The organism is Streptomyces sp. NPDC104814, from assembly GCF_055583185.1.
Window position 1 is genome coordinate 1,211,171 of sequence record NZ_JBVJOL010000001.1, and the last position, 19,171, is coordinate 1,230,341.

The window sequence follows — 19,171 nt, forward strand, 5'->3', positions numbered from 1 at the left end:
CGTAATCTGGGCGTGACCTTCTGGCGTCGAGAGTTTTTCGATACGAACCCATTGACGCAGACGAGTGACGCTGCCTACGGTCCCGGCAATCCAGTTGAAACCTTTCACGGCGCCGCGAAGGTCCGACCCGCCGGCGTCGTCGAGGAGCCCACATGACCCACCCGTCCGAATCGGGGCCGGTCCCGGTGCTGGCGCTCAAGGACGTCTCGAAGTCCTTCGGTGCCGTACGGGCCCTGCGGGACGTCCGCCTGGAGCTGTTCCCCGGCGAGGTGCACGCCCTCGCCGGGGAGAACGGCGCCGGGAAGTCCACCCTGATCAAGACGCTCGCCGGGGTGCACCGGCCGGACGCCGGCCAGGTGCTGCTCGACGGCCGTCCCGTCACCTTCCACGGCCCCGGCGACGCCCGCGACGCGGGGATCGCCGTGATCTACCAGGAGCCCACGCTCTTCCCGGACCTGTCCATCGCCGAGAACATCTTCATGGGCCGTCGGCCGAGAAAGGCCCTCGGCCGTATCGACCACAAGGCCACCCACGCCGCCACGCTCGCCCTGATGCAGCGCCTCGGTGTCGACCTCGACCCCGACCGCCCGGCGCGCGGCCTGTCCATCGCCGACCAGCAGATCGTCGAGATCGCCAAGGCGCTCTCCTTCGACGCCCGCGTGCTGATCATGGACGAGCCGACCGCCGCCCTCACCGGCAGCGAGGTGGCCCGCCTCTTCGGTGTCGTCCGCACCCTGAGCGAGCAGGGCGCGGCGGTGCTGTTCATCTCCCACCGGCTGGAGGAGATCTTCCAGATCTGCCGGAAGGTCACCGTCCTGCGCGACGGCGCCTGGATCGCCGGCGAGCCGCTGGACGGCATGACCGAGGACGACCTGGTGCGCCGCATGGTCGGCCGCGACCTCGACGAGCTGTACCCCAAGCAGGACGTCCGGCCCGGCCAAGTCGCCCTGAGCGTGCGGCGGCTGACCCGGGAGGGCGTGTTCACCGACGTCTCCTTCGAGGTGCGCCGCGGCGAGATCGTCGGCCTCGCCGGTCTGGTCGGCGCGGGCCGCACCGAGGTCGCCCGGGCCGTCTTCGGCATCGACCGCTGGGACGCCGGCGAGGTCGAGGTCGCCGGCCGCAGGCTCACCAACGGCGCGCCCTCCACCGCGATGGCCGCCGGACTCGCGCTCGTGCCCGAGGACCGGCGGGCCCAGGGCCTGGTGATGGACATGTCCATCGAGCGCAACATCGGCCTCACCGGTCTGCGCACGACCGTCAAGGCCGGACTCATGGACCGAGGCGCCGAACGCAGCCGCTCCCTCGACTGGGCGGTCAAGCTCCAGGTGAAGTACGCCCGGATCGCGGACGCCGTCTCCACGCTCTCCGGCGGCAACCAGCAGAAGGTCGTCCTCGCCAAGTGGCTGGCCACCAGCCCCCGGGTGCTCATCGTGGACGAGCCGACCCGCGGCATCGACGTCGGCACCAAGTCCGAGGTGCACCGGCTGCTCTCCCAGCTCGCCGCCGACGGGGTCGCCGTCCTGATGATCTCCTCCGACCTGCCCGAGATCCTCGGCATGGCCGACCGCGTGCTCGTGATGCACGAGGGCCGGCTGACCGCCGAGATCCCCCGCTCCGAAGCCACCGAGGAGACCGTGATGGCCGCGGCCACGGGGAGGGCGGCATGACCGTGATCACTCCCGACCCCGCCCCCGTCGCCGACGTGCCCAAGTCGGGCGGGACCCGGCTCGTCGACCGTGTCTTCAGGATGCGCGAACTGGCCATCCTGGTCGTCTTCCTGGTGATGATCGCCGTCACCCAGGCCGGCAACAGCCAGTTCCTGTCCGAACAGGGCGTCAAGGACCTGCTGCTGAACGCGACGATCCTGGTGCTGGTCGCCACCGGCCAGTCCCTCGTCGTCATCACCCGCAACGTCGACCTGTCCGTCGGCTCCACCCTCGGCATCAGCGCCTTCGCCGCCGGCACCTACCTCCAGGGCGGCGGCAACCCCGTCGTGGCGATCGTCCTCGCCGTCGCGCTCGGCGTCGGCTTCGGCCTGCTCAACGGTCTGCTCGTCAGCCTCGGCCAGGTGCCCGCCCTGGTCGTCACCCTCGGCACGCTCTACATCATCCGCGGCGTCGACTCCATCTGGGTGGGCTCGCGCCAGATCACCGCGGCCGACCTGCCCGGCTCCTTCGTCGACTTCGGCTCCGGCGGCTTCTCCGCGGTCCCGTACCTGGCGCTGATCGCCCTCGTGGTGCTCGTGGCCACGGCGTACTACCTCAAGCACTACGGCAGCGGCCGTGAGCTGTACGCGCTCGGCTCCAACCCCGAAGCCGCCCGGCTCGCCGGAATCCCCGTGCGCAAGCGCATCCTCGCCGCGTACACCTTCTGCGGCGCGCTCGCCGGACTCGCCGGTGCCATGTACCTGGCCCGGTTCGGCAACGTCGACTCGGGCACCGGCAGCGGTTACGAACTCACCGTCGTCAGCGCGGTGGTGGTCGGCGGCGTCGTCTTCACCGGCGGCTCCGGCAGCGTCTACGGCGCCGCCCTCGGCGCGCTGCTGCTGACCTCCGTCAACAGCGTGCTGCCCGCGCTCGGCGTCAGCAGCGTGTGGGTGCTCGCCATCAACGGCGCGCTGCTGCTGCTCGCCATCGCGGTCGACCGGATCGTCGCCCTGCGGGTGGCCGCCGCCCTGAAGAAGAAGCCGGCCCATGTGAAGCCGCTCCCGCAGAAGGACACCCGCCATGCCTGAGTCCCTGACCCGTGCCGTCCGCTGGGACACGGTGGTCGGTGCCCTGCTGATCGTCCTGCTCCTGCTGTCGTTCTCCTTCGTGGACGGCTTCGGCAACGCGCTGAACCTGTCCTTCCTGATCGGCAACACCCTGCCGATCGCCCTGATCGCCCTGCCGATGACCCTGCTCGTCGTCTCCGGTGAGATCGACCTGTCGGTCGCGTCGACCGCCGGGCTGTCCGGCGCGGTGATGGGCCGGCTGTGGAACGAGGGCATGGCCATCGAGACGATCATCCCGCTGTGCCTGCTGCTCGGCGTGGTCTGCGGCCTGGTCAACGGCCTGCTCGTGACCCGGCTCGGCCTGCCCTCGCTCGCCGTCACCATCGGCACGCTCGCCCTGTACCGGGGCATCGCCCAGATCGTGCTCGGCTCCGACGCGGTCACCGACTTCCCTTCCCAGTACCTGGACTTCGCCGCCGGCCGGGTCGGCGACAGCTTCCTGCCCCAGGCCTTCCTGCCCTTCCTCGCACTGCTCGTCGTCGCCGTGCTCGTCCTGCACGCCACCCCGTTCGGGCGGTCGCTGTTCGCGATCGGTGCGAGCGAGGAGGCGGCGCGGTTCGCGGGCATCCGGGTCAAGAGGTCCAAGCTGCTGCTGTTCGTCGCCACGGGGCTCATGGCCTCGCTGACCGGGATCTTCTGGGCCCTGCACTATGCGAGTGCGCGCTACGACAACGCGACGGGTCTCGAACTGTCCGTCGTCGCCGCGGTGTTGCTCGGTGGCATCGACTTCGACGGGGGCAAGGGCACGCTGGGCGGCGCGATCGCCGGGGTGTTCCTGCTCGGTGCGCTGCAGAACGTGATGAGTCTGCTGAACGTCTCCGCGCAGTCGCAGATCGTCGTGACCGGGGTGTTGCTCGTTGTTTCCGTGCTCGGGCCTCGCGTTGCTCGTCAGATCGCCGTTGCGCGGGCGGCACGCTCGGCGGTTCGCTCCGCGGTTCGCTCCGCTGGGTAGGCCGGTTTCCGGCTGCGAGCCGGTTGTGGCTGGTCGCGCCCGCGCGGCGGAGCCGCATGTCAACACAGCCCCGCGCCCCTTTTGGGCGCGTCCAGCTCACCTTCGTATGTAAGGACTCTCCGCCATGCGCAAGTCATCCCTCCGCCCCACCTGTGCCGCCCTCGCCGCCGGGACCTCTCTCGCCCTCGCCCTCACCGCCTGCGGTGGCACCACCAAGAGCGATGTGCAGAACGAGGGTCCCGGGGCCGGGGCGGCCGCCGGGAAGGCCGACCCGAATGCCGCCACCAAGAAGGGGCTGACCGTCGGCTTCCTGCCCAAGCAGGTCAACAATCCCTACTTCACCAGCGCCGACAAGGGCGGCCAGAAGGCGCTCGCGGAACTGGGCAGCAAGTACAAGGAGGTCGGTCCGTCCAGCGCCACCGACACCTCCGGGCAGGTGTCCTACGTCAACACGCTCACCCAGCAGCAGGTGAACGCCATGGCTGTGTCGGCGCAGGACCCCGGTGCCCTGTGCACCGCGCTGAAGCAGGCCATGAGCAACGGCATCAGGGTCGTCACCTACGACTCCGACACCAAGACCGACTGCCGCAACGCCTTCGTCTCGCAGGCCTCCGCCGAGGACCTCGGCCGTACCGAGGTGCAGCTGCTGGCTCAGCAGATCGGCTACAAGGGCGAGATCGCGATCCTGTCCGCCGCGCAGACCGCGACGAACCAGAACACCTGGATCGGCTTCATGAAGGACGAGCTGAAGGACCCGAAGTACAAGGACGTCAAGCTCGTCAAGATCGCGTACGGCAACGACGACCCGCAGCAGTCGTTCCAGCAGACCCAGGGCCTGCTCCAGGAGCACCCGAACCTGAAGGGGATCATCTCCCCGACCACCGTCGGCATCAAGGCGGCGGCCCAGTACCTGTCCGGCTCCAAGTACAAGGGCAAGGTCAAGCTGACCGGCCTCGGCACGCCCAACGACATGCGCAAGTACGTCAAGAACGGCACGGTCGACGCGTTCGAGCTGTGGGACCCGGCCAAGCTCGGCGACCTCGCGGCCCGTGCCGCCGTCGCGCTGGCGTCCGGCCAGATCACCGGCAAGGAGGGCGAGACGTTCAAGGCCGGCTCCACGACGTACACGATCGGCAAGGACGGCGTGATCAGCCTCGGCAAGCCGACCGTGTTCGACGCCAGGAACATCGACCGGTTCGACTTCTGACCGACGAGGGGGGACCGCCCGATGCGACGCGTCTGCTTCCTGCTGAAGGTCCGCGAGGAGCGGATCGCCGAGTACCGGGAACGGCATGCCGCCGTGTGGCCGGAGATGCGCGCCGCGCTCTCGGCCACCGGCTGGCGCAACTACTCGCTCTTCCTGCGCGACGACGGCCTGCTGGTCGGCTATCTGGAGACGGAGGACTTCGAGGCCGCGAGGGCCGCGATGGGGGCCACCGAGGTCAACGCCCGCTGGCAGGCCGAGATGGGGTCCTTCTTCGAGTCCCTCGACGGTTCCCGTCCCGACGAGGCGATGACACCGCTCACCGAGGTCTTCCACCTCGCGTGACGTAGTGTGAAGCTCTCCCCGCCGCTCCAGTACCCCAGGAGGTCCCTGCCCGATGGCCCAGTCGGTGGGTATCAAGGACGTCGCCCGCGCCGCCGGAGTCTCCGTCGGCACGGTGTCGAACGTGATCAACCGGCCGGACACGGTCGCCCATGAGACCAGGGCGCGGGTCCTGTCCGCGATCGACCGGCTCGGCTACGTCCGCAGTGAGTCCGCGCGCCAGCTGCGCGCGGGCCGCAGCCGGATCATGGGCCTGCTGGTGCTGGACATGGGCAACCCGTTCTTCGTGGACGTCGCGCGCGGCGCCGAGCGGGCCGCGCGCGAGGCGGGGCTCGGCGTGATGGTCTGCAACAGCGCCCAGAGCGCCGGTGAGGAGGCCGAGTACCTCTCCCTCTTCGCCGAGCAGCGCGTGCGGGGCGTGCTGCTCACCCCGACCGACGCCTCCGGCCGCAACATCGGCGCCTTCCGCCGGCACGGCATCCCGTTCGTACTGGTCGACCGGGTCGCCGAGGGCGCCGCCGAGTGCTCGGTGTCCGTCGACGACATCGCCGGCGGAGCCCTGGCGGTGCGGCACCTGGTGGACGCCGGGCACCGCTCGATCGCGTACGTCAGCGGACCGCCCGGACTGAACCAGGTCCGCGACCGCCGCACCGGTGCCCTGAGCGCCCTCGCCGAGGCGGGGCTCGGCCCCGAAGCGCTGCGCGAGATCCCCACCGAGCGTCTCGACGTCGCCGCCGGCCGGGACGCCGGCGCCCGCCTGCTCGGCCTCGCCGACCGGCCCACGGCCGTGTTCTGCGCCAACGACCTGCTCGCCCTCGGCGTGCTCCAGGCGATGTACGCCGCCGGCGTCGGCGTCCCCGACGACCTGGCGATCGTCGGCTACGACGACATCGAGTTCGCCGCCGCCGCGGCCGTCCCGCTCACCTCGGTGCGCCAGCCCGCCGTCACCCTCGGCGCGCTCGCCGCCGAGCTGCTGCTGGAGGAGACGGAGGAACGCGGCGAGCAGCCGCACGAGCACCGTCGCGTGGTGCTCCAGCCGGAGCTGGTGGTGCGCCGCTCCAGCCTGCAGGGACGCTGATCCACCGGCCGGCGACGGGTGAAGCGCCGTTCGGTCGCCCCGGCGGCCCACGGTGTCCGGGCGTGTGCTGGACTGGGCTCACCCGCACCCACCGTCCGTACCGGGGAGACGCGTTGACCGACCGCTACCGCCAGCCCGGCGTCCAGCTCACCGACCGCCGCTTCACCGTGCCGCTCGACCACGCCGACCCCGCGGGGGAGACCATCGAGCTGTACGCCCGCGAGGTGGTCGCGAGCGACAAAGCCCGCCAGGACCTGCCGTGGCTGCTCTACCTCCAGGGCGGCCCGGGCTTCGGAGCGCAGCGTTTCACCGGCCGCACGGGCTGGCTCGACCGCGCGCTGCGCGAGTTCCGGGTGCTGCTGCTGGACCAGCGCGGCACCGGCGCCTCCACCCCCGCCAACCGCCAGACGCTGCCGCTGCGCGGCGGCCCGGCCGCACAGGCCGACTACCTCACGCATTTCCGCGCCGACTCCATCGTCCGCGACTGCGAGGCCATCCGCCCGCAGGTCACCGGCGGCGCCCCCTGGACGGTGCTCGGACAGAGCTTCGGCGGTTTCTGCACCGTCCACTACCTCTCCACCGCCCCCGAGGGCCTGGCCATGGCGCTGATCACCGGCGGGCTGCCCTCCCTCGACGCCCACGCCGACGACGTCTACCGGGCCGCCTACCCGCGCATCGAACGCAAGGTCGCCGCGCACTACGCCCGCTACCCGCAGGACGTCGAGCGGGCCCGCCGTATCGCCGAGCACCTGCTCGGCCACGACGTGGTCCTGCCCGGCGGGTACCGTCTCACCGTCGAGGCCTTCCAGTCCCTCGGCATCCACCTGGGCTCCGGCGACGGCAGCCACCGCCTGCACTACCTGCTGGAGGACGCGTTCGTGCCCACTCCGGGCGGCCGGCAGCTGTCGGACACCTTCCAGGAGGAGGTGCGCGGCATGCTGTCGTACGCCGCGCACCCGCTGTACGCCCTCGTGCACGAGTCGATCTACGGCCAGGACGCCCGCCCCACCGCCTGGGCCGCCGAACGGGTCCGGGCCGAGTTCCCCCAGTTCGACGCGGCCAAGGCACTCCAAGGCGACGGGCCCCTGCTGTTCACCGGCGAGACGATCCACCCCTGGATGTTCGACTGCGACCCGGCGCTGCGCCCGCTGAAGGACACCGCCGAACTGCTCGCCGCCCGCACCGACTGGGCGCCCCTGTACGACCGGGAGCGCCTGGCCGGCAACGAGGTGCCGGCCGCCGCGGCCGTGTACCACGACGACATGTACGTCGACGCGGACCACTCCCTCGCCACCGCGCGCTCGATCCGGGGCCTGCGCACCTGGGTGACCGACGAGTTCGAGCACGACGGGGTGCGGGTGGGCGGCCCGCGCGTCCTGGACCGCCTCCTCGCCCTCGCCCGCGACGAGGTGTGACGTCCCCTGTCCCTGCCTCGCCCACCCGCAAGATCGAAAAGGGCGGGCCGCTGTCACCGGCAGGGGTTAGTCTGCGCCCATGACCGAGCCGACGACAGCGTTACTGCCCCTGCCCGAGGACTGGCAGCGCGCCCTGGCCGTGGTGGCCCACCCGGACGACCTCGAATACGGCTGCTCGGCGGCCGTCGCCGCCTGGACCGACGCCGGCCGTGAGGTCGCGTACGTCCTGGCGACCCGCGGCGAGGCCGGCATCGACTCGCTGGAGCCCGCCGAGTGCGGCCCGCTGCGCGAACGGGAGCAGCGGGCGAGCGCGGCGGTCGTCGGCGTGTCGAGCGTGGAGTTCCTCGACCACCGCGACGGGGTGATCGAGTACGGTCCGGCGCTGCGCCGGGACATCGCCGCCGCGATCCGCCGCCACCGGCCCGAGCTGGTCATCACCCTCAACCACCGGGACACCTGGGGCGGCGTCGCCTGGAACACCCCCGACCATGTGGCGGTGGGCCGGGCCGTGCTGGACGCGGCCGGCGACGCGGGCAACCGCTGGATCTTCCCCGAACTGACCGAGCAGGGACTCGAGCCGTGGAACGGCGTGCGCTGGGTCGCGGTCGCCGGGTCGGCCTCGCCCACCCACGCCGTGGACGCCACACCGGGCCTGGAGCGCGCGGTGCGCTCGCTGCTGGAACACCGCACCTACATCCAGGCGTTGACCGACGAGGACCCGCAGACCTACGCCCGCGGCTTCCTCACGGCGAACGCCGAGGCGGCCGCGGAGCGCTTCGGCGGCCGCCCGGCGGTGGCCTTCGAACTGTTCGGCAGATGACGCGGCACCAAGGCGACGACGGGGGTAAGGCACGGATGGACACCAGTCAGGAACTGGCCGACCGCTTCGAGGAGCACCGCGGGCATCTGCGGGCCGTGGCCTACCGCATGCTCGGCTCGCTGGCCGAGGCGGAGGACGCGGTGCAGGAGACCTGGCTGAAGCTCAGCCGCACCGACAGCGACGCCATCGAGAACCTCGGCGGCTGGCTGACCACGGTGACCGGCCGGGTCTGCCTCGACCTGCTGCGCTCGCGCGGCGCACGCCGCGAGGAGTCGATCGACGACCGGTTCGACACCTACGTCCCGGACCCCGAACTGCGGCCCCTCGCCCTGGTCGACCCGGAACAGGAGATCCTGCACGCCGACTCCGTCGGCCTCGCCCTGCTGGTCGTCCTGGAGAACCTCGAGCCCGACGAACGGCTCGCGTTCGTGCTGCACGACATGTTCGCCGTGCCGTTCGACGACATCGCGCCGATCGTGGACCGCACCCCGGCCGCCACCCGGCAGCTCGCCAGCCGGGCCCGGCGCCGGGTGCGCGGCGCCGAGCCGGCCGCCGAGCCGGACCTCGGCCGGCAGAAGCAGGTCCTGGAGGCCTTCCTCGCCGCGTCGCGCGCCGGTGACTTCGAGGCGCTGGTCGGCGTGCTCCACCCGGAGGTCGTGCTGCGCGTCGACGCCGGGGCACTGGTGCGGGGCGCGGGCGCCTCCAAGGTGCTCCAGGGTGCGAAGACGGTGGCCGAGCAGGCGCTGCTGTTCTCCCGGTTCGCGCCGTCCGCGCGGATGGTCCTGGTCAACGGCGCGCTCGGGTTCGTCAACGTGCCGGAGCAGGGTCCCGCGTCGGTCATGGGCGTCACCGTCGCCGACGGCCGCATCACCGGCCTGTACATCCTCTCCGACCCCGAGCGGCTGGAGCGGCTGGACCTGGAGGCCTTCGCCGGCTGATCCGGCTCAGCTCCCGGCCCCGTGGGCGGGACAGCGGGGTGTGCGCGGCTCGTCCGCCTGCTCCTCGCCGTCCGTTCGCGGGGTCGCCGGGACGCCGGCGGGCGCCCGGCGTTCCAGCCGCAGCCGCAGCCCGTCCGGCATCAGGGTGAGGCGTTCGGCCACCCGCAGCCGGTAGCCGGGGTCGGGCAGGAAGGAGTAGCGGCGCAGCAGCAGGCCGAGGACCAGGGTCGCCTCGTGCAGCGCGAACTGGCGGCCGATGCAGGCGCGCGCCCCGGTGCCGAACGGCTTGAAGGCGTGGCCGGGCCGGGCCCGTACGGCCGCGGCGTCGAAGCGGTCCGGGTCGAACCGCTCGGCGTCCGCGCCCCACACCTCGGGGTCGCGGTGCAGCATCGGCGTCAGCACCAGCGCCCACGCACCGCGCCGCATGGGGTGGTCCCCGGCGAGCACCGTGTCCTCGCGTGCCTCCCGGGCGTAGGCGGGCGCGGTCGGCCACAGCCGCAGCGACTCGTCGAGCACCCGGCGCACGTAGCGCAGCTTGGCGACCTGCTCGTAGGCGGGCACCCCGGTCCCGCCCCACACCCGCTCGACCTCGGCGCGGGCGCGGGCCGCGATCTCGGGGTGCCGGGCGAGGTAGTACAGGGCGAAGGAGAGCGCCCCGGAGGTGGTCTCGTGCCCGGCGACCAGGAACGTGATGACCTGCCGCCGTACGTTCAGCGCCGACAGCCGCTCCCCGGTCTCGGGATGGGCCGTCTCCAGCATCCGGTCGAGCAGATCGCCGTCGCCGCCGCCCGTGGCGCGCCGGGCCTGCACCACCTCGTCGACGGTCCGGTTCAGATACGCCATGTCGGCCGCGTTGCGCCGGGTCGCTTTCCGCAGCAGGAGCGGGGCCGCGGCGGTGGGCACGGTGTTGAGCCGCTGCGCGTGGCTGAGGGTGCCGACCATGGCGGTCACGAAGGGGTGCAGCCGGGGGCGCTCGAAGGAGCCGAAGTCATGGCCGAAGCCGGTGCGGGAGATCGTCTCCAGGGTCAGCTTGGTCATGTCGCCGGGCACGTCGACGCCGTGACCCGCCGCGGCGGCCCGGTCCCAGTGCTCGGTCAGCCGTGCGGCGACGTCCAGCATCATCGGGTGGTAGGCCGCCATCGCCTCGCGGCTGAAGCCCGGCGCCAGGACGTCGTGGGCGAGCTGCCAGTTGGGCTCGTCGTTGTACGCCGTGAACAGCGCGTCCCCGACGACCGGACGCAGATTGGCGATGCCGAGTCCCACGTGCTTGGCGAAGCGCGACTCGTCGGACAGGTCGGCGACGAGGCCGCCGCCCCACACGAGCACGAACTCCTTGCCGAAGGCCCGGCGCCGGAAGATCGGGCCGAGCCGGCGGCCGAGCCGCACCGAGTCCTGCACGGGAGTGGTCCGGTTCGCGCCGAGGACGTCCCCGAGCAGGGGCAGCCGGTGCGGTGGGTGCGGAATGCGGTCCAGCTCGGGCCAGCCCAGTTCGGCGCTGCGGAACCCCCTGGTCTGACGGCCGTGGTCCGCCTTGGCGTCGGCCATGCGCGATCTCCCTTGATCCTGCGGCATGTTGAGCAGTGTTGTACGCCGGTTCAATAGCGTGGAGCAGTCTCGTCCCGTTGTTGAATCCGCGTCAAGTAAAGTGCGGGCATGGCCGCGAACCAGGGGCAGCGCACGCGCCGCCGGCTCAGCACCGCGGAGCGCCGGGAGCAGCTGCTCACGGTCGGCGCCCGGCTGTTCTCGGAGAGCCCCTACGACGAGGTGTGGATCGAGCAGGTCGCGGAGATCGCCGGTGTCTCGCGCGGCCTGCTGTACCACTACTTCCCGACGAAGCGGGACTTCTTCGCCGCGGTCGTGGAGCGGGAGAGCGAGCGCATGCTGCGGATGACGGCCGCGGTGCCCGGTGTGCCGGTGCGCGAGCAGCTCGTCGCCGGCCTGGACGCGTACCTGGAGCACGTGCGGGCCCACGCCCACGGCTACCGCGCCTTCCATCGCGCCGACGCGGCCGGTGACCAGGCGGTACGGCAGGTCTACCGGCGGGCGCTGGCCGTGCAGGAACGGCAGATCCTCGCCGCCCTGGCGGTGGACCCGGAGTTCGGTCCGCTCTTCGAGCGGCGCCCCGACGTCCGGCTCGCCGTGCGCGGCTGGCTGGCGTTCACGACGGCGGTCTGCCTGGAATGGCTGCGCGGCTCGGACCTGGGCCGCGAGCAGGTACGGGACCTGTGCGCGCGGGCACTGCTCGGGGTCCTCGCCGGCTGAGCGCCGCCAGGGCGGGGGCCTGGTTGGCGCACACCCTGATCTCAGATAGGTTAGGTGAGCCTTACCTTAGGAGGAGTGGTGATGGGTGACAGCCAGACGTGGGCCGCGGCGCCCGGAGCGGCCGAGCGGGCACGGTCCGTGCTCGCCGCCGCGTGGTCCTGCGCGGTGACCGCCGAGGGCGGGCGCGAGGAGTTCGTCGGCGCGCACACCGTGAGCGACGACGGGCGGGTGCTGCTGCGCCTGCCCGACGACAGCCCGCTGCTCGCCGCCGCGATCTGCGCACCCCGCGGTGAGCCCGGCGCCGTGCTCGAATTCGCCGACGTCGCCCCCGTACCCGTCCGCCACCGCATCCGCGCCCGGCTGTGGCTCGCCGGCTGGTTCGCCGACGAGGACGACCAGCTCGCCTTCCACCCCAGCCGGGTGGTCCTGCGCCGCCCCTCCGGGGCCGCCGTCGTCGCCGTGGACGACTTCACCGCCGCCGCGCCCGACCCGCTGACCGACGCCGAGGCGCGGCTGCTCACCCACCTCGCCGACGCCCACCCCGACGCCGTCGAACGGCTCACCCGTCTGATCGACGCCGGCAGCCTGCACGGCGCCGTCCGGGTCCGCCCGCTCGCCGTCGACCGGCACGGGCTGACACTGCGCATCGAACGCGCCAGCACCCACGGCGACGTACGCCTGCCCTTCCACGCACCCGCCGACGACGTCGGACAGCTGACCGAGCGCATGCACCGCCTGCTCGCCCAGGCGAGCGGCTCCGGCTGCCCGCGCGCCCTACAGCGGCAGCGCGCAGACGGCGACCGGTGACGGGAACGGCTCCCCGGACATGCGCAGATCACCGGTGCGGCCGTCCACATGGAAGACGCTGACCGTGCCCGACTTCTGGTTCGCCGCGAACAGCAGCCCGCCGTCGGGGGAGAGGGCGATCTGCCGCGGGAAGTCACCCGCGACATCGGTCGTGCCCAGCAGCCTGAGGCGGGCGCCGGCCGCCTCCACCGCGTACCGCGCCACGCTGTTGTGTCCCCGGTTGCCGAGAAAGGCGTACCGGCCGTCCGCGGTGACGGCGAACTGCGCCGGGTAGTTGGTGCCGGACTCCGCACCCGTGGACTGCGGGGCGCCGATGCCCAGCCGTCCGCTCTCCGGGTCGTAACCGCACACCATCACGCTGTTGCCGACCTCGCCGGCCAGATAGGCGTGGCGGCCGCCGGGATGGAAGGCCAGATGCCGCGGGCCGGTGCCGGGAGGGGCGGAGGCCCGCGCGACCTCGGTGAGCCGTCCGGTGCGCGGATCGAGACGGTAGCTGTACACGGTGTCCGTGCCCAGGTCGACGGCGAGGACGTGACCGCCGTCCGGGCTCGTCACGACCTGGTGGGCGTGCGGCCCCCACTGCCCGGGGCCCGGCGCCGGACGGGTGTGCGTGACCAGCTCCGCCCGCTCGCCCAGTGCGCCCGAGGCGTCGATCGGATGCACCGCCACGCTCCCGGAGCCGTAGTTGGCGCTCAGCAGCCACCGCCCGCCCGGATGCACCGACAGATGACAGGGCGCCGCACCCCCGGTGCTCCGGCTGCCCAGCACCGTGCGGTCGGCACGCCGGATCGCGGTCACCGCGCCGTCCTGGCGCTCGTCGACCGCGTACAGCGTCCGGCCGTCCGGGTGCACCGCCAGATACGACGGGTCCGGCACGCCGGTCAGCGTGCCCTGCCCGGTGATCCGGCCCGTGCCGGGGTCGTAGACGGCGAGGCCGATGCCCGTGCCGCCGCCCGGCGCGGAGGTGTAGGTGCCGAGGTAGAGCGGGCGCGGCCCGGACGCCGACCGGTCGGCCCGCCGGGACGGCGCGGCCGCCGTACGCGAGGCGCCGGGGCCGGCGGAGTCCCGGTCCGTCCCGCACGCGGCGAGCGCCACGGAGGCGGCGGCGCCACCGAGCGCGCCCACGACACCGCGCCGGCTCCAGCCCGCCCCGCGCGCCCCTTGCCCACCACTGCCCATGCCCGCACCCCAGGTGTCGTCCGCCTCGCCGGTCGTGACCGTCACCCTCGCAAGACGAGCCGATGACGTGCAACACCTGTTGCAAGGCGTGCACCGGGCGTGCACGGGGGCACCGGGTGCGCGGTACCGGGCGTGTAGCGGGGCCGCCGGGCCCGCGGCACCCGGCACGCACCGGGGCGCCGGACTCGGCTGCCGCGATCCGCCCGGCTCGGCCTTCGGTGACGCCCGTCGCTCCCGCTACCAGTCGCCGTCCGTGACCGGCTTGCCCGGGGCGTCCTTCAGCGGATGGATCTGGTGCGGGGCCGGGGCCTGCCACGGGTCGTGGTCGTCGCCGAGCCACTCGCCGACCGGCTTGACCGACTGCAGCGGGTCCGCGGGAGCCAGATCGTCGGCGTCGGCGTCGTAGTAGTCGTACCAGGGAAGGCCCGCCCGGGTGTACGCCGCGCGGTCGACGGGCGAGGGCGGCGGGGCCTCGCCCGTGATGCGGCGCCACTCCGGCGGGGTCACCAGGTGCACGAAGACCCGCCCGGCGGGCTCGCTCGCCCAGTCGGACAGCTTGCGCTCGTCGCGGTAGACCTCCTGGCGCATGGAGCCGCCCACACCGAGCCCCATCGCCGCAGCGGCGCGCGGCGCGGCGCCCGGGGCGGCGGGTGCGGCACCCGGCGCGGGCGCCATCGCGGGCGCCATCGTGGGCGCGGCTCCCGGCGGAGGGCCGCCGTAGCCGCCGAACGCGGGCCGGGCCATCGTCTCGGCGAGGCGCCGCTGCTCCTCCCGCCACCGCTGGAGCGCCCGCTCACCGAGCGGGAACGACTGCAACTGCACGCCGCCCCACACCTCCTCGCCGGTGACCTGCCCCTCGACGGTCGCGCCGAGGCCGAGCGGCACGGCGACGAACTGCCGCACTGTGCCGCGGCCGGAGTTGATGCCGTCCAGCCACGGCTGGCGGGGCAGGACGACGTAGTTCTGCGGTCGGCGCGACAGCCGCCCGGTCCACGCCTTGCCGGAGACCGCGCACACCTTGCCCGCCCCGATCTGCAGGGCGGCCGGCTCGCTGCTGCCGGCGAACGACAGCCACATCGCCTCGCGCAGGTACACCGGCAGCATCACGCCACCGCGCGCCCGCCACGCCTCGGGCACGGTGTCCGGGTAGTCGGCGACCCGGCGCACCGGGAACTCGCCGAGCCCCGGCGGCAGCGCATGGGTGCCCGACTCGGGCAGCCGCAGCGTGCGGATGAACCGCACCGCCACACCGCCCGGCAGCCGCAGGGTGTTCCCGTCGATCCGCACGCCACCGTTCATCCGCACGCTCCCTCAGTGGTGCCTTGTCGGACACCGCGCACGCGGTGCCGTCACGGAGAACGCCGGATCCCCGCCCCGCGGTTCCCCCGCAGCCGCTCCGGAATGCGGGCCCGCAGCCGCCGGCCGCCCCGCCGCAGCCGGCGCGACAGCGCGAGGCGCTCCCGCAGCCCCACCACCCACGGCAGCCGTTCGCGCTGCTCACGGGTGTGCCGGTCCAGTTCCTCCAGCAGCCGGCGCGAGCGGTGCTCGGTGTCCAGCTCGTCCAGCATGCGGTTGACCTCGGTCAGCACGGCCCCGCTCAGCTGCCAGTGCCGGGTGTCGTGCTGCACCTCCTCCAGCAGCAGCTTGGCCACCTTGTCCCGGGTGGAGGCGGCCTGCCGCAGCTGGGCCGTGAGCCGTTCCTCGGCCGACTCGGCGCTGTGGCTGGTGTGCGTGGTGACCAGCACCGCGAAGCTGACCACCGCGTCGGCGATCTCGGAGAGCAGCTCCTCGATCGCCGCGCCCGCGGCCTGCGGGAACAGCGGCTCCGGATCGCGCTCCTTGGCCAGGTCGGTGAGCGTGCGCGCCAGCACCCGCAGGACGACCGTGCAGATCTCCAGGGTGTCCAGGCCGGTGCGCAGCACGACCCGGTGCAGCAGTCCCTCGCGCACCCGCGGGTTGAACCGCAGGCTGTCCTCGGCCTGCCGCAGCGCCGCGTCCACCTCGGCGATGGCGTGGTCCAGCCGGCGTGCCTCGTGCAGCCGGGCCGCAGCCAGCTCGTAGGAGGGGCGTCCGGCGGCCTGCTCGCCGACGCGCAGCATCATCTGCCGGATCCGCCGCGCCAGGTCGTCGATGGACTCGCCCGCCTCGTCCACCCAGACCGGCGGGGCGAGCAGCAGGTTGAACCCCATGCCGACCACGGCGCCGATCAGCGTCTCCAGGACCCGCGCCCACGCCGTCGCGCCGTGCGCGGTCACCCCGAGGATCAGCATGGCGCTGATCGCGACCTCCTGGACGTACTCCTCGACCCGCACCAGGTGCCCGACGGCCAGCGCGGCCACGATCACCAGCGCGAGACTCCACCAGGTCAGGCCCACCAGCAGGCTGAACGCGATCGCGACCAGTACGCCGGCCACCACGGCGTTCACCCGGCGGATGCCGTTGGTGAGCGTCGCGTACAAGGTGACCTGGACGACCAGCAGGGCGGTCAGCGGGGCGGTCAGCGGGGCCGGTTCGGGGCTCAGCCGGACCGCGACGACGTAGGCGACCGTCGCCGCGGCCGCCGACCGCAGTGCCTGTACGACCGCGGGGTCCCGCCGCCACTGCCACAGCCGCGCGAGCCACTGCCTCAGTCGCTCGAGGTCCGGCGTCCACTCACGTACATCTCGCATCCCTTGGCCTGTTCCCGTTCCCCTCCGACCTCGAACGCCTCATGGCCGAAACCGAACGCCTACGGCCCACCGTGACACCCGGAGTGAGCCGCTCTGGCGGGGATTTCCGGGCCGCACGCGCGGCAGGAAGGAGCGTGGCGTGGCTCGTTCCGGCGCGCCGATGACGGCGACCGGAGCGGCTCACGGCATCCGCAGGAGCCGGGCGACCGGGCGGCGACCCGCGCTGACCTGCGGCGGTCTGCGCCAAGCCGTGTCCGGCCGGTCAGGCGCGGATCTTGTCGAGGAAGGCGAAGAGGTTCGCCGTCGTCCTGGCGATCTGCTCCTCCACCGTCAGGCTCTCCTCGAAACGGGTGCCGTTCTCCGGCACTTTCTTGCCACGGACGTAGAGCGAGCAGGCGAGGTCGGTGCACATGTACAGCCCGACCGAGTTTCCCTCCCGCCCCGCCGCACCCGTCTTGCGCGCGGTCATCAGCGACACGCCGCCGCGTGGATGCGAGGTCAGGCACAGGGCGCACAGGCTGCGCTGCATAACAGCGCGCTGGGCGGGTGTGAAGCGGAAGGTGACACCGACGGCCTCCTGGTCCCGCTCGGTCACCAGGTAGGCGCGGTCCGGAGCGCCCGGATCGCGCCAGCCAAGGAAGTCGAGGTCGTCCCAGGGGCGCCCGTCGAGGTCCCGGGGCACCGTCAGCCGCTTCGCCTCGCCCTTCGAGCAGTTGATAAACGAGTTGCGGATGTCCCGCTCGGTGAGTGATCTCATGACTGCTTCCTGGTATCCGATTCCTAGGAGCCCTAGGTTTTCGCCTAGGTTAGGCAGGGGCGAGGAGAAGACGCCAATGGATTTCCCCGAGAACACCACCCCGCGGGCGCGGACCGCACTGCGCTACATCGCGGCCCGCTCGGCCGGCCCGCCCGTCCCCGAGGACCTCCGCATCACCCTGAACCTCCACCCCGACCGGCTCGTCCACGGGGTGCCCATCCTGCGGGCGCTGGCCCGGGACGGCGTCTACCACTCGCAGTTCGTCACCGGCACCAGCAACGGCGGCCTCACCGCGCACCCCGGCGGTGACCGCTTCCGCTGGGAGAGCCGCATCTTCGGCGGCGCCTACGACGACGCCGACCCGCACGAGCGGCCCGTGTACGGTGCGCTGGACTTCCGCCGCCAGGTCGTCGGCGCCGCACCCCGCTTCGGCTCCGCGCACTTCCGGCTCACCCCGGCCGCGCTCGCCCGCGCCACCTTCTGCTACCCGGACAGCGCGGCCGAACCCGCCGACTTCGGCGTCGCCGCCGGCACGCACCTGATCGCCCTCGCCGAGGCCGACGACCAGGACCCCCTGAACGACTACATCGAGGCGCAGGTGCACGGCGGTGTCCTCCTCGCCCGGGACGTGGAGGCGCTGGTCCTGGACGCCTGCTACCGCGGTACCCCCGTGGAGGCGGCCGCCCGGCTGCTGCCCTGCCCCGTCGAGTGGCACCCCGGCTACCGGCTCACCGTGGACGGGCTGCGCCGTCACGCCGACTACCGGGGCGCCGAGTACGCCGAACTAGGCGCCCGCATCGCGCGGGACGGCGTGGTCGACCCGCGCGCCCTGGGTGACGCGGCCCGCAGCGGGCGGTACGCGCTGCAGGACCTGAAGATGGTCTGGCACACCCTCGCCCGCTTCGGCGCCCCCGAGGGCGCGGGCACGGCCTGCGCCCCGGCGCGAGCAGCCGAGCAGGTGAGCGCCGTCGCGTCCGCCCAGGTCGCCGCCCCCGCGGCGGCGGTCTCCGCTTCCGGCGGAGTGGCAGCGGGCGAGGCCCCGGCGGCCTCCGCTTCCGGCGGTGCCTCCGTTCCCGGCCCCGACGTGACGGGTGTCGCCCCGGCGGTCTCCGTTTCCGGTGGTGCCTCCGTCCCCGGTCCCCAGGCGACGGGCGCAGTCTCGGTGGGCGTCGGTCGCCGCCGGTCTGCGGCGGGCGTCGATGCCGGTGCCGCCGGCGCGGCCTACGCGGGCCCGTCCGCGGTCGCCGACGGCACCGGTGGCCACACTCCGGCCGCCAGCACGCCGGAGGCGTAGGCGCGGGCCACCAGTTCCGTGCGGTTCGCCGCGCCCCAGCGGGCGGACAGCCGCCGCAGGTGATACGTCACGCCGTCCGCCGTCAGGCCCGTCTCCCGCGCCGCGCGCGCCGTGGTGGCGCCCTCCGCCAGCAGCGCGAGGATACGGGCCTCGACCGCGGTGACCCGCGCGGACGGCCGGTCCTGCGGCGTGCGTTCGCCGAGCACCCGCAGCATCACCAGCAGCGCCGGCGTGTCGTCGGCCGTGTCGCTCACGGGGTCGGCCGTCAGCTCACCGAGCCGCTCGGCCCCGCCCGGCGCCGTCCAGCGCACGGAGACCTGATAGCGGGAGCGGTGGCGCAGCCGCAGCGCCTGCGCGATCCGCTCGACCTGCGCCTCCTCCAGTGGCCGGAACAGCTCCAGCACCTGCCGGCCGCGCAGCCGCCCCGGTGTCGTACCGCACTCCGCGGCCATCGCCGGATTGGCCAGCAGCAGCGCGCCGTACACATCGCAGACCGCGACGGGCACCGCCACCCGGTCGAAGAGCGTCAGCGCGCGGTTGCGCCACACCACGGCCTCCTGCCGACCCCAGTCCACCAGCACCTCCAGTCACTCGGCGCAAGGGCGACCCGTATCCGCGCACTACACAATCATGTAGTCGCCCGGCGCGGGCTGACGGGGCTCGTCGACCAGGGTGGAGCGC

General features: G+C 73.3%; 17 protein-coding genes and 1 pseudogene. 12 read left to right on the forward strand and 6 right to left on the reverse strand.

Annotation, left to right across the window (positions count from 1 at the left end; all coding sequences use genetic code 11):
- The first annotated feature begins 152 nt into the window (after positions 1-152).
- The 9 genes from ACZ64A_RS05080 to ACZ64A_RS05120 all read left to right on the forward strand — a co-directional run bounded on the left by ACZ64A_RS05080 (position 153) and on the right by ACZ64A_RS05120 (position 9,522).
- On the forward strand, positions 153-1,667 hold the full coding sequence (locus ACZ64A_RS05080; protein WP_469808278.1) for a sugar ABC transporter ATP-binding protein: 1,515 nt from the start codon (positions 153-155) through the stop codon (positions 1,665-1,667).
- Complete coding sequence (locus ACZ64A_RS05085; RefSeq protein ID WP_469808279.1) at positions 1,664-2,734, forward strand: ABC transporter permease; 1,071 nt, start codon at positions 1,664-1,666, stop codon at positions 2,732-2,734. The genes ACZ64A_RS05080 and ACZ64A_RS05085 overlap by 4 nt, the downstream gene beginning before the upstream one ends.
- Positions 2,727-3,725 (forward strand): ABC transporter permease, encoded by a 999-nt coding sequence (locus tag ACZ64A_RS05090; protein WP_469808280.1) that lies wholly within the window; start codon positions 2,727-2,729, stop codon positions 3,723-3,725. Before ACZ64A_RS05085 ends, ACZ64A_RS05090 begins: the two co-directional genes overlap by 8 nt.
- A gap of 124 nt (positions 3,726-3,849) precedes the next feature.
- Positions 3,850-4,932: a rhamnose ABC transporter substrate-binding protein gene (gene rhaS / locus ACZ64A_RS05095; RefSeq protein WP_469808281.1), complete on the forward strand. Its 1,083-nt coding sequence runs from the start codon at positions 3,850-3,852 to the stop codon at positions 4,930-4,932.
- A gap of 21 nt (positions 4,933-4,953) precedes the next feature.
- The gene (locus ACZ64A_RS05100) at positions 4,954-5,274 is read left to right on the forward strand and encodes an L-rhamnose mutarotase (protein ID WP_469808282.1); all 321 of its coding nucleotides are present in this window, start codon (positions 4,954-4,956) and stop codon (positions 5,272-5,274) included.
- Between the two features lie 52 nt (positions 5,275-5,326).
- Positions 5,327-6,349 carry a LacI family DNA-binding transcriptional regulator gene (locus ACZ64A_RS05105; RefSeq protein ID WP_469808283.1) on the forward strand — a complete coding sequence of 341 codons (1,023 nt, stop codon included), beginning with the start codon at positions 5,327-5,329 and terminating at the stop codon, positions 6,347-6,349.
- Between the two features lie 113 nt (positions 6,350-6,462).
- Positions 6,463-7,764, forward strand: coding sequence for an alpha/beta fold hydrolase (locus ACZ64A_RS05110; protein WP_469808284.1), 1,302 nt, complete (start codon positions 6,463-6,465; stop codon positions 7,762-7,764).
- Positions 7,765-7,843: 79 nt separating this feature from the next.
- Positions 7,844-8,584 (forward strand): PIG-L deacetylase family protein, encoded by a 741-nt coding sequence (locus tag ACZ64A_RS05115; RefSeq protein WP_469808286.1) that lies wholly within the window; start codon positions 7,844-7,846, stop codon positions 8,582-8,584.
- Positions 8,585-8,619: 35 nt separating this feature from the next.
- A complete protein-coding gene (locus ACZ64A_RS05120; protein WP_469808287.1) occupies positions 8,620-9,522 on the forward strand; it encodes a sigma-70 family RNA polymerase sigma factor in 903 nt (300 codons plus the stop codon).
- 6 nt (positions 9,523-9,528) lie between these two features.
- On the opposite strand, the gene ACZ64A_RS05125 is transcribed toward ACZ64A_RS05120, so the two are convergent.
- The gene (locus tag ACZ64A_RS05125; protein ID WP_469808288.1) at positions 9,529-11,067 is read right to left on the reverse strand and encodes a cytochrome P450; all 1,539 of its coding nucleotides are present in this window, start codon (positions 11,065-11,067) and stop codon (positions 9,529-9,531) included.
- A 108-nt stretch (positions 11,068-11,175) separates the two neighbouring features.
- Here ACZ64A_RS05125 and ACZ64A_RS05130 point away from each other — a divergent pair, with 108 nt between their 5' ends.
- Together ACZ64A_RS05130 and ACZ64A_RS05135 are read left to right on the forward strand one after the other, a co-directional pair.
- Positions 11,176-11,784 (forward strand): TetR/AcrR family transcriptional regulator, encoded by a 609-nt coding sequence (locus tag ACZ64A_RS05130; RefSeq protein ID WP_469808289.1) that lies wholly within the window; start codon positions 11,176-11,178, stop codon positions 11,782-11,784.
- Between the two features lie 81 nt (positions 11,785-11,865).
- Positions 11,866-12,591: a DUF2470 domain-containing protein gene (locus ACZ64A_RS05135; protein WP_469808291.1), complete on the forward strand. Its 726-nt coding sequence runs from the start codon at positions 11,866-11,868 to the stop codon at positions 12,589-12,591.
- On the opposite strand, the gene ACZ64A_RS05140 is transcribed toward ACZ64A_RS05135, so the two are convergent.
- The 4 genes from ACZ64A_RS05140 to ACZ64A_RS05155 form a co-directional block, all read right to left on the reverse strand.
- Complete coding sequence (locus tag ACZ64A_RS05140; RefSeq protein WP_469809062.1) at positions 12,559-13,770, reverse strand: lactonase family protein; 1,212 nt, start codon at positions 13,768-13,770, stop codon at positions 12,559-12,561. The genes ACZ64A_RS05135 and ACZ64A_RS05140 overlap by 33 nt on opposite strands.
- A 237-nt stretch (positions 13,771-14,007) precedes the next feature.
- Positions 14,008-15,069: a hypothetical protein gene (locus ACZ64A_RS05145; RefSeq protein ID WP_469808292.1), complete on the reverse strand. Its 1,062-nt coding sequence runs from the start codon at positions 15,067-15,069 to the stop codon at positions 14,008-14,010.
- A 50-nt stretch (positions 15,070-15,119) separates the two neighbouring features.
- The gene (locus ACZ64A_RS05150; RefSeq protein ID WP_469808294.1) at positions 15,120-16,439 is read right to left on the reverse strand and encodes an FUSC family protein; all 1,320 of its coding nucleotides are present in this window, start codon (positions 16,437-16,439) and stop codon (positions 15,120-15,122) included.
- Between the two features lie 262 nt (positions 16,440-16,701).
- Positions 16,702-17,196 carry an FBP domain-containing protein gene (locus ACZ64A_RS05155; RefSeq protein ID WP_469808295.1) on the reverse strand — a complete coding sequence of 165 codons (495 nt, stop codon included), beginning with the start codon at positions 17,194-17,196 and terminating at the stop codon, positions 16,702-16,704.
- 76 nt (positions 17,197-17,272) lie between these two features.
- On the opposite strand from ACZ64A_RS05155, the pseudogene ACZ64A_RS05160 reads away from it, so the two are divergent.
- Positions 17,273-18,127 (forward strand): annotated as a pseudogene (locus tag ACZ64A_RS05160) (DUF3626 domain-containing protein); the annotation flags it as partial.
- A 290-nt stretch (positions 18,128-18,417) separates the two neighbouring features.
- Here ACZ64A_RS05160 and ACZ64A_RS05165 read toward each other — a convergent pair.
- Positions 18,418-19,065 carry a PAS domain S-box protein gene (locus ACZ64A_RS05165; protein WP_469808296.1) on the reverse strand — a complete coding sequence of 216 codons (648 nt, stop codon included), beginning with the start codon at positions 19,063-19,065 and terminating at the stop codon, positions 18,418-18,420.
- Positions 19,066-19,171: the final 106 nt, after the last annotated feature.

Excerpts from the sequence above, each read along its gene's own strand:
- ACZ64A_RS05080 (WP_469808278.1), top strand. The coding sequence starts at position 153 with ATGACCCACCCGTCCGAATCGGGGCCGGTCCCGGTGCTGGCGCTCAAG.
- ACZ64A_RS05085 (WP_469808279.1), top strand. The coding sequence starts at position 1,664 with ATGACCGTGATCACTCCCGACCCCGCCCCCGTCGCCGACGTGCCCAAG.
- ACZ64A_RS05090 (WP_469808280.1), top strand. The coding sequence starts at position 2,727 with ATGCCTGAGTCCCTGACCCGTGCCGTCCGCTGGGACACGGTGGTCGGT.
- rhaS (WP_469808281.1), top strand. The coding sequence starts at position 3,850 with ATGCGCAAGTCATCCCTCCGCCCCACCTGTGCCGCCCTCGCCGCCGGG.
- ACZ64A_RS05100 (WP_469808282.1), top strand. The coding sequence starts at position 4,954 with ATGCGACGCGTCTGCTTCCTGCTGAAGGTCCGCGAGGAGCGGATCGCC.
- ACZ64A_RS05105 (WP_469808283.1), top strand. The coding sequence starts at position 5,327 with ATGGCCCAGTCGGTGGGTATCAAGGACGTCGCCCGCGCCGCCGGAGTC.
- ACZ64A_RS05115 (WP_469808286.1), top strand. The coding sequence starts at position 7,844 with ATGACCGAGCCGACGACAGCGTTACTGCCCCTGCCCGAGGACTGGCAG.
- ACZ64A_RS05120 (WP_469808287.1), top strand. The coding sequence starts at position 8,620 with ATGGACACCAGTCAGGAACTGGCCGACCGCTTCGAGGAGCACCGCGGG.
- ACZ64A_RS05125 (WP_469808288.1), bottom strand. The coding sequence starts at position 11,067 with ATGGCCGACGCCAAGGCGGACCACGGCCGTCAGACCAGGGGGTTCCGC.
- ACZ64A_RS05130 (WP_469808289.1), top strand. The coding sequence starts at position 11,176 with ATGGCCGCGAACCAGGGGCAGCGCACGCGCCGCCGGCTCAGCACCGCG.
- ACZ64A_RS05135 (WP_469808291.1), top strand. The coding sequence starts at position 11,866 with ATGGGTGACAGCCAGACGTGGGCCGCGGCGCCCGGAGCGGCCGAGCGG.
- ACZ64A_RS05140 (WP_469809062.1), bottom strand. The coding sequence starts at position 13,770 with ATGGGCAGTGGTGGGCAAGGGGCGCGCGGGGCGGGCTGGAGCCGGCGC.
- ACZ64A_RS05145 (WP_469808292.1), bottom strand. The coding sequence starts at position 15,069 with ATGAACGGTGGCGTGCGGATCGACGGGAACACCCTGCGGCTGCCGGGC.
- ACZ64A_RS05150 (WP_469808294.1), bottom strand. The coding sequence starts at position 16,439 with ATGCGAGATGTACGTGAGTGGACGCCGGACCTCGAGCGACTGAGGCAG.
- ACZ64A_RS05155 (WP_469808295.1), bottom strand. The coding sequence starts at position 17,196 with ATGAGATCACTCACCGAGCGGGACATCCGCAACTCGTTTATCAACTGC.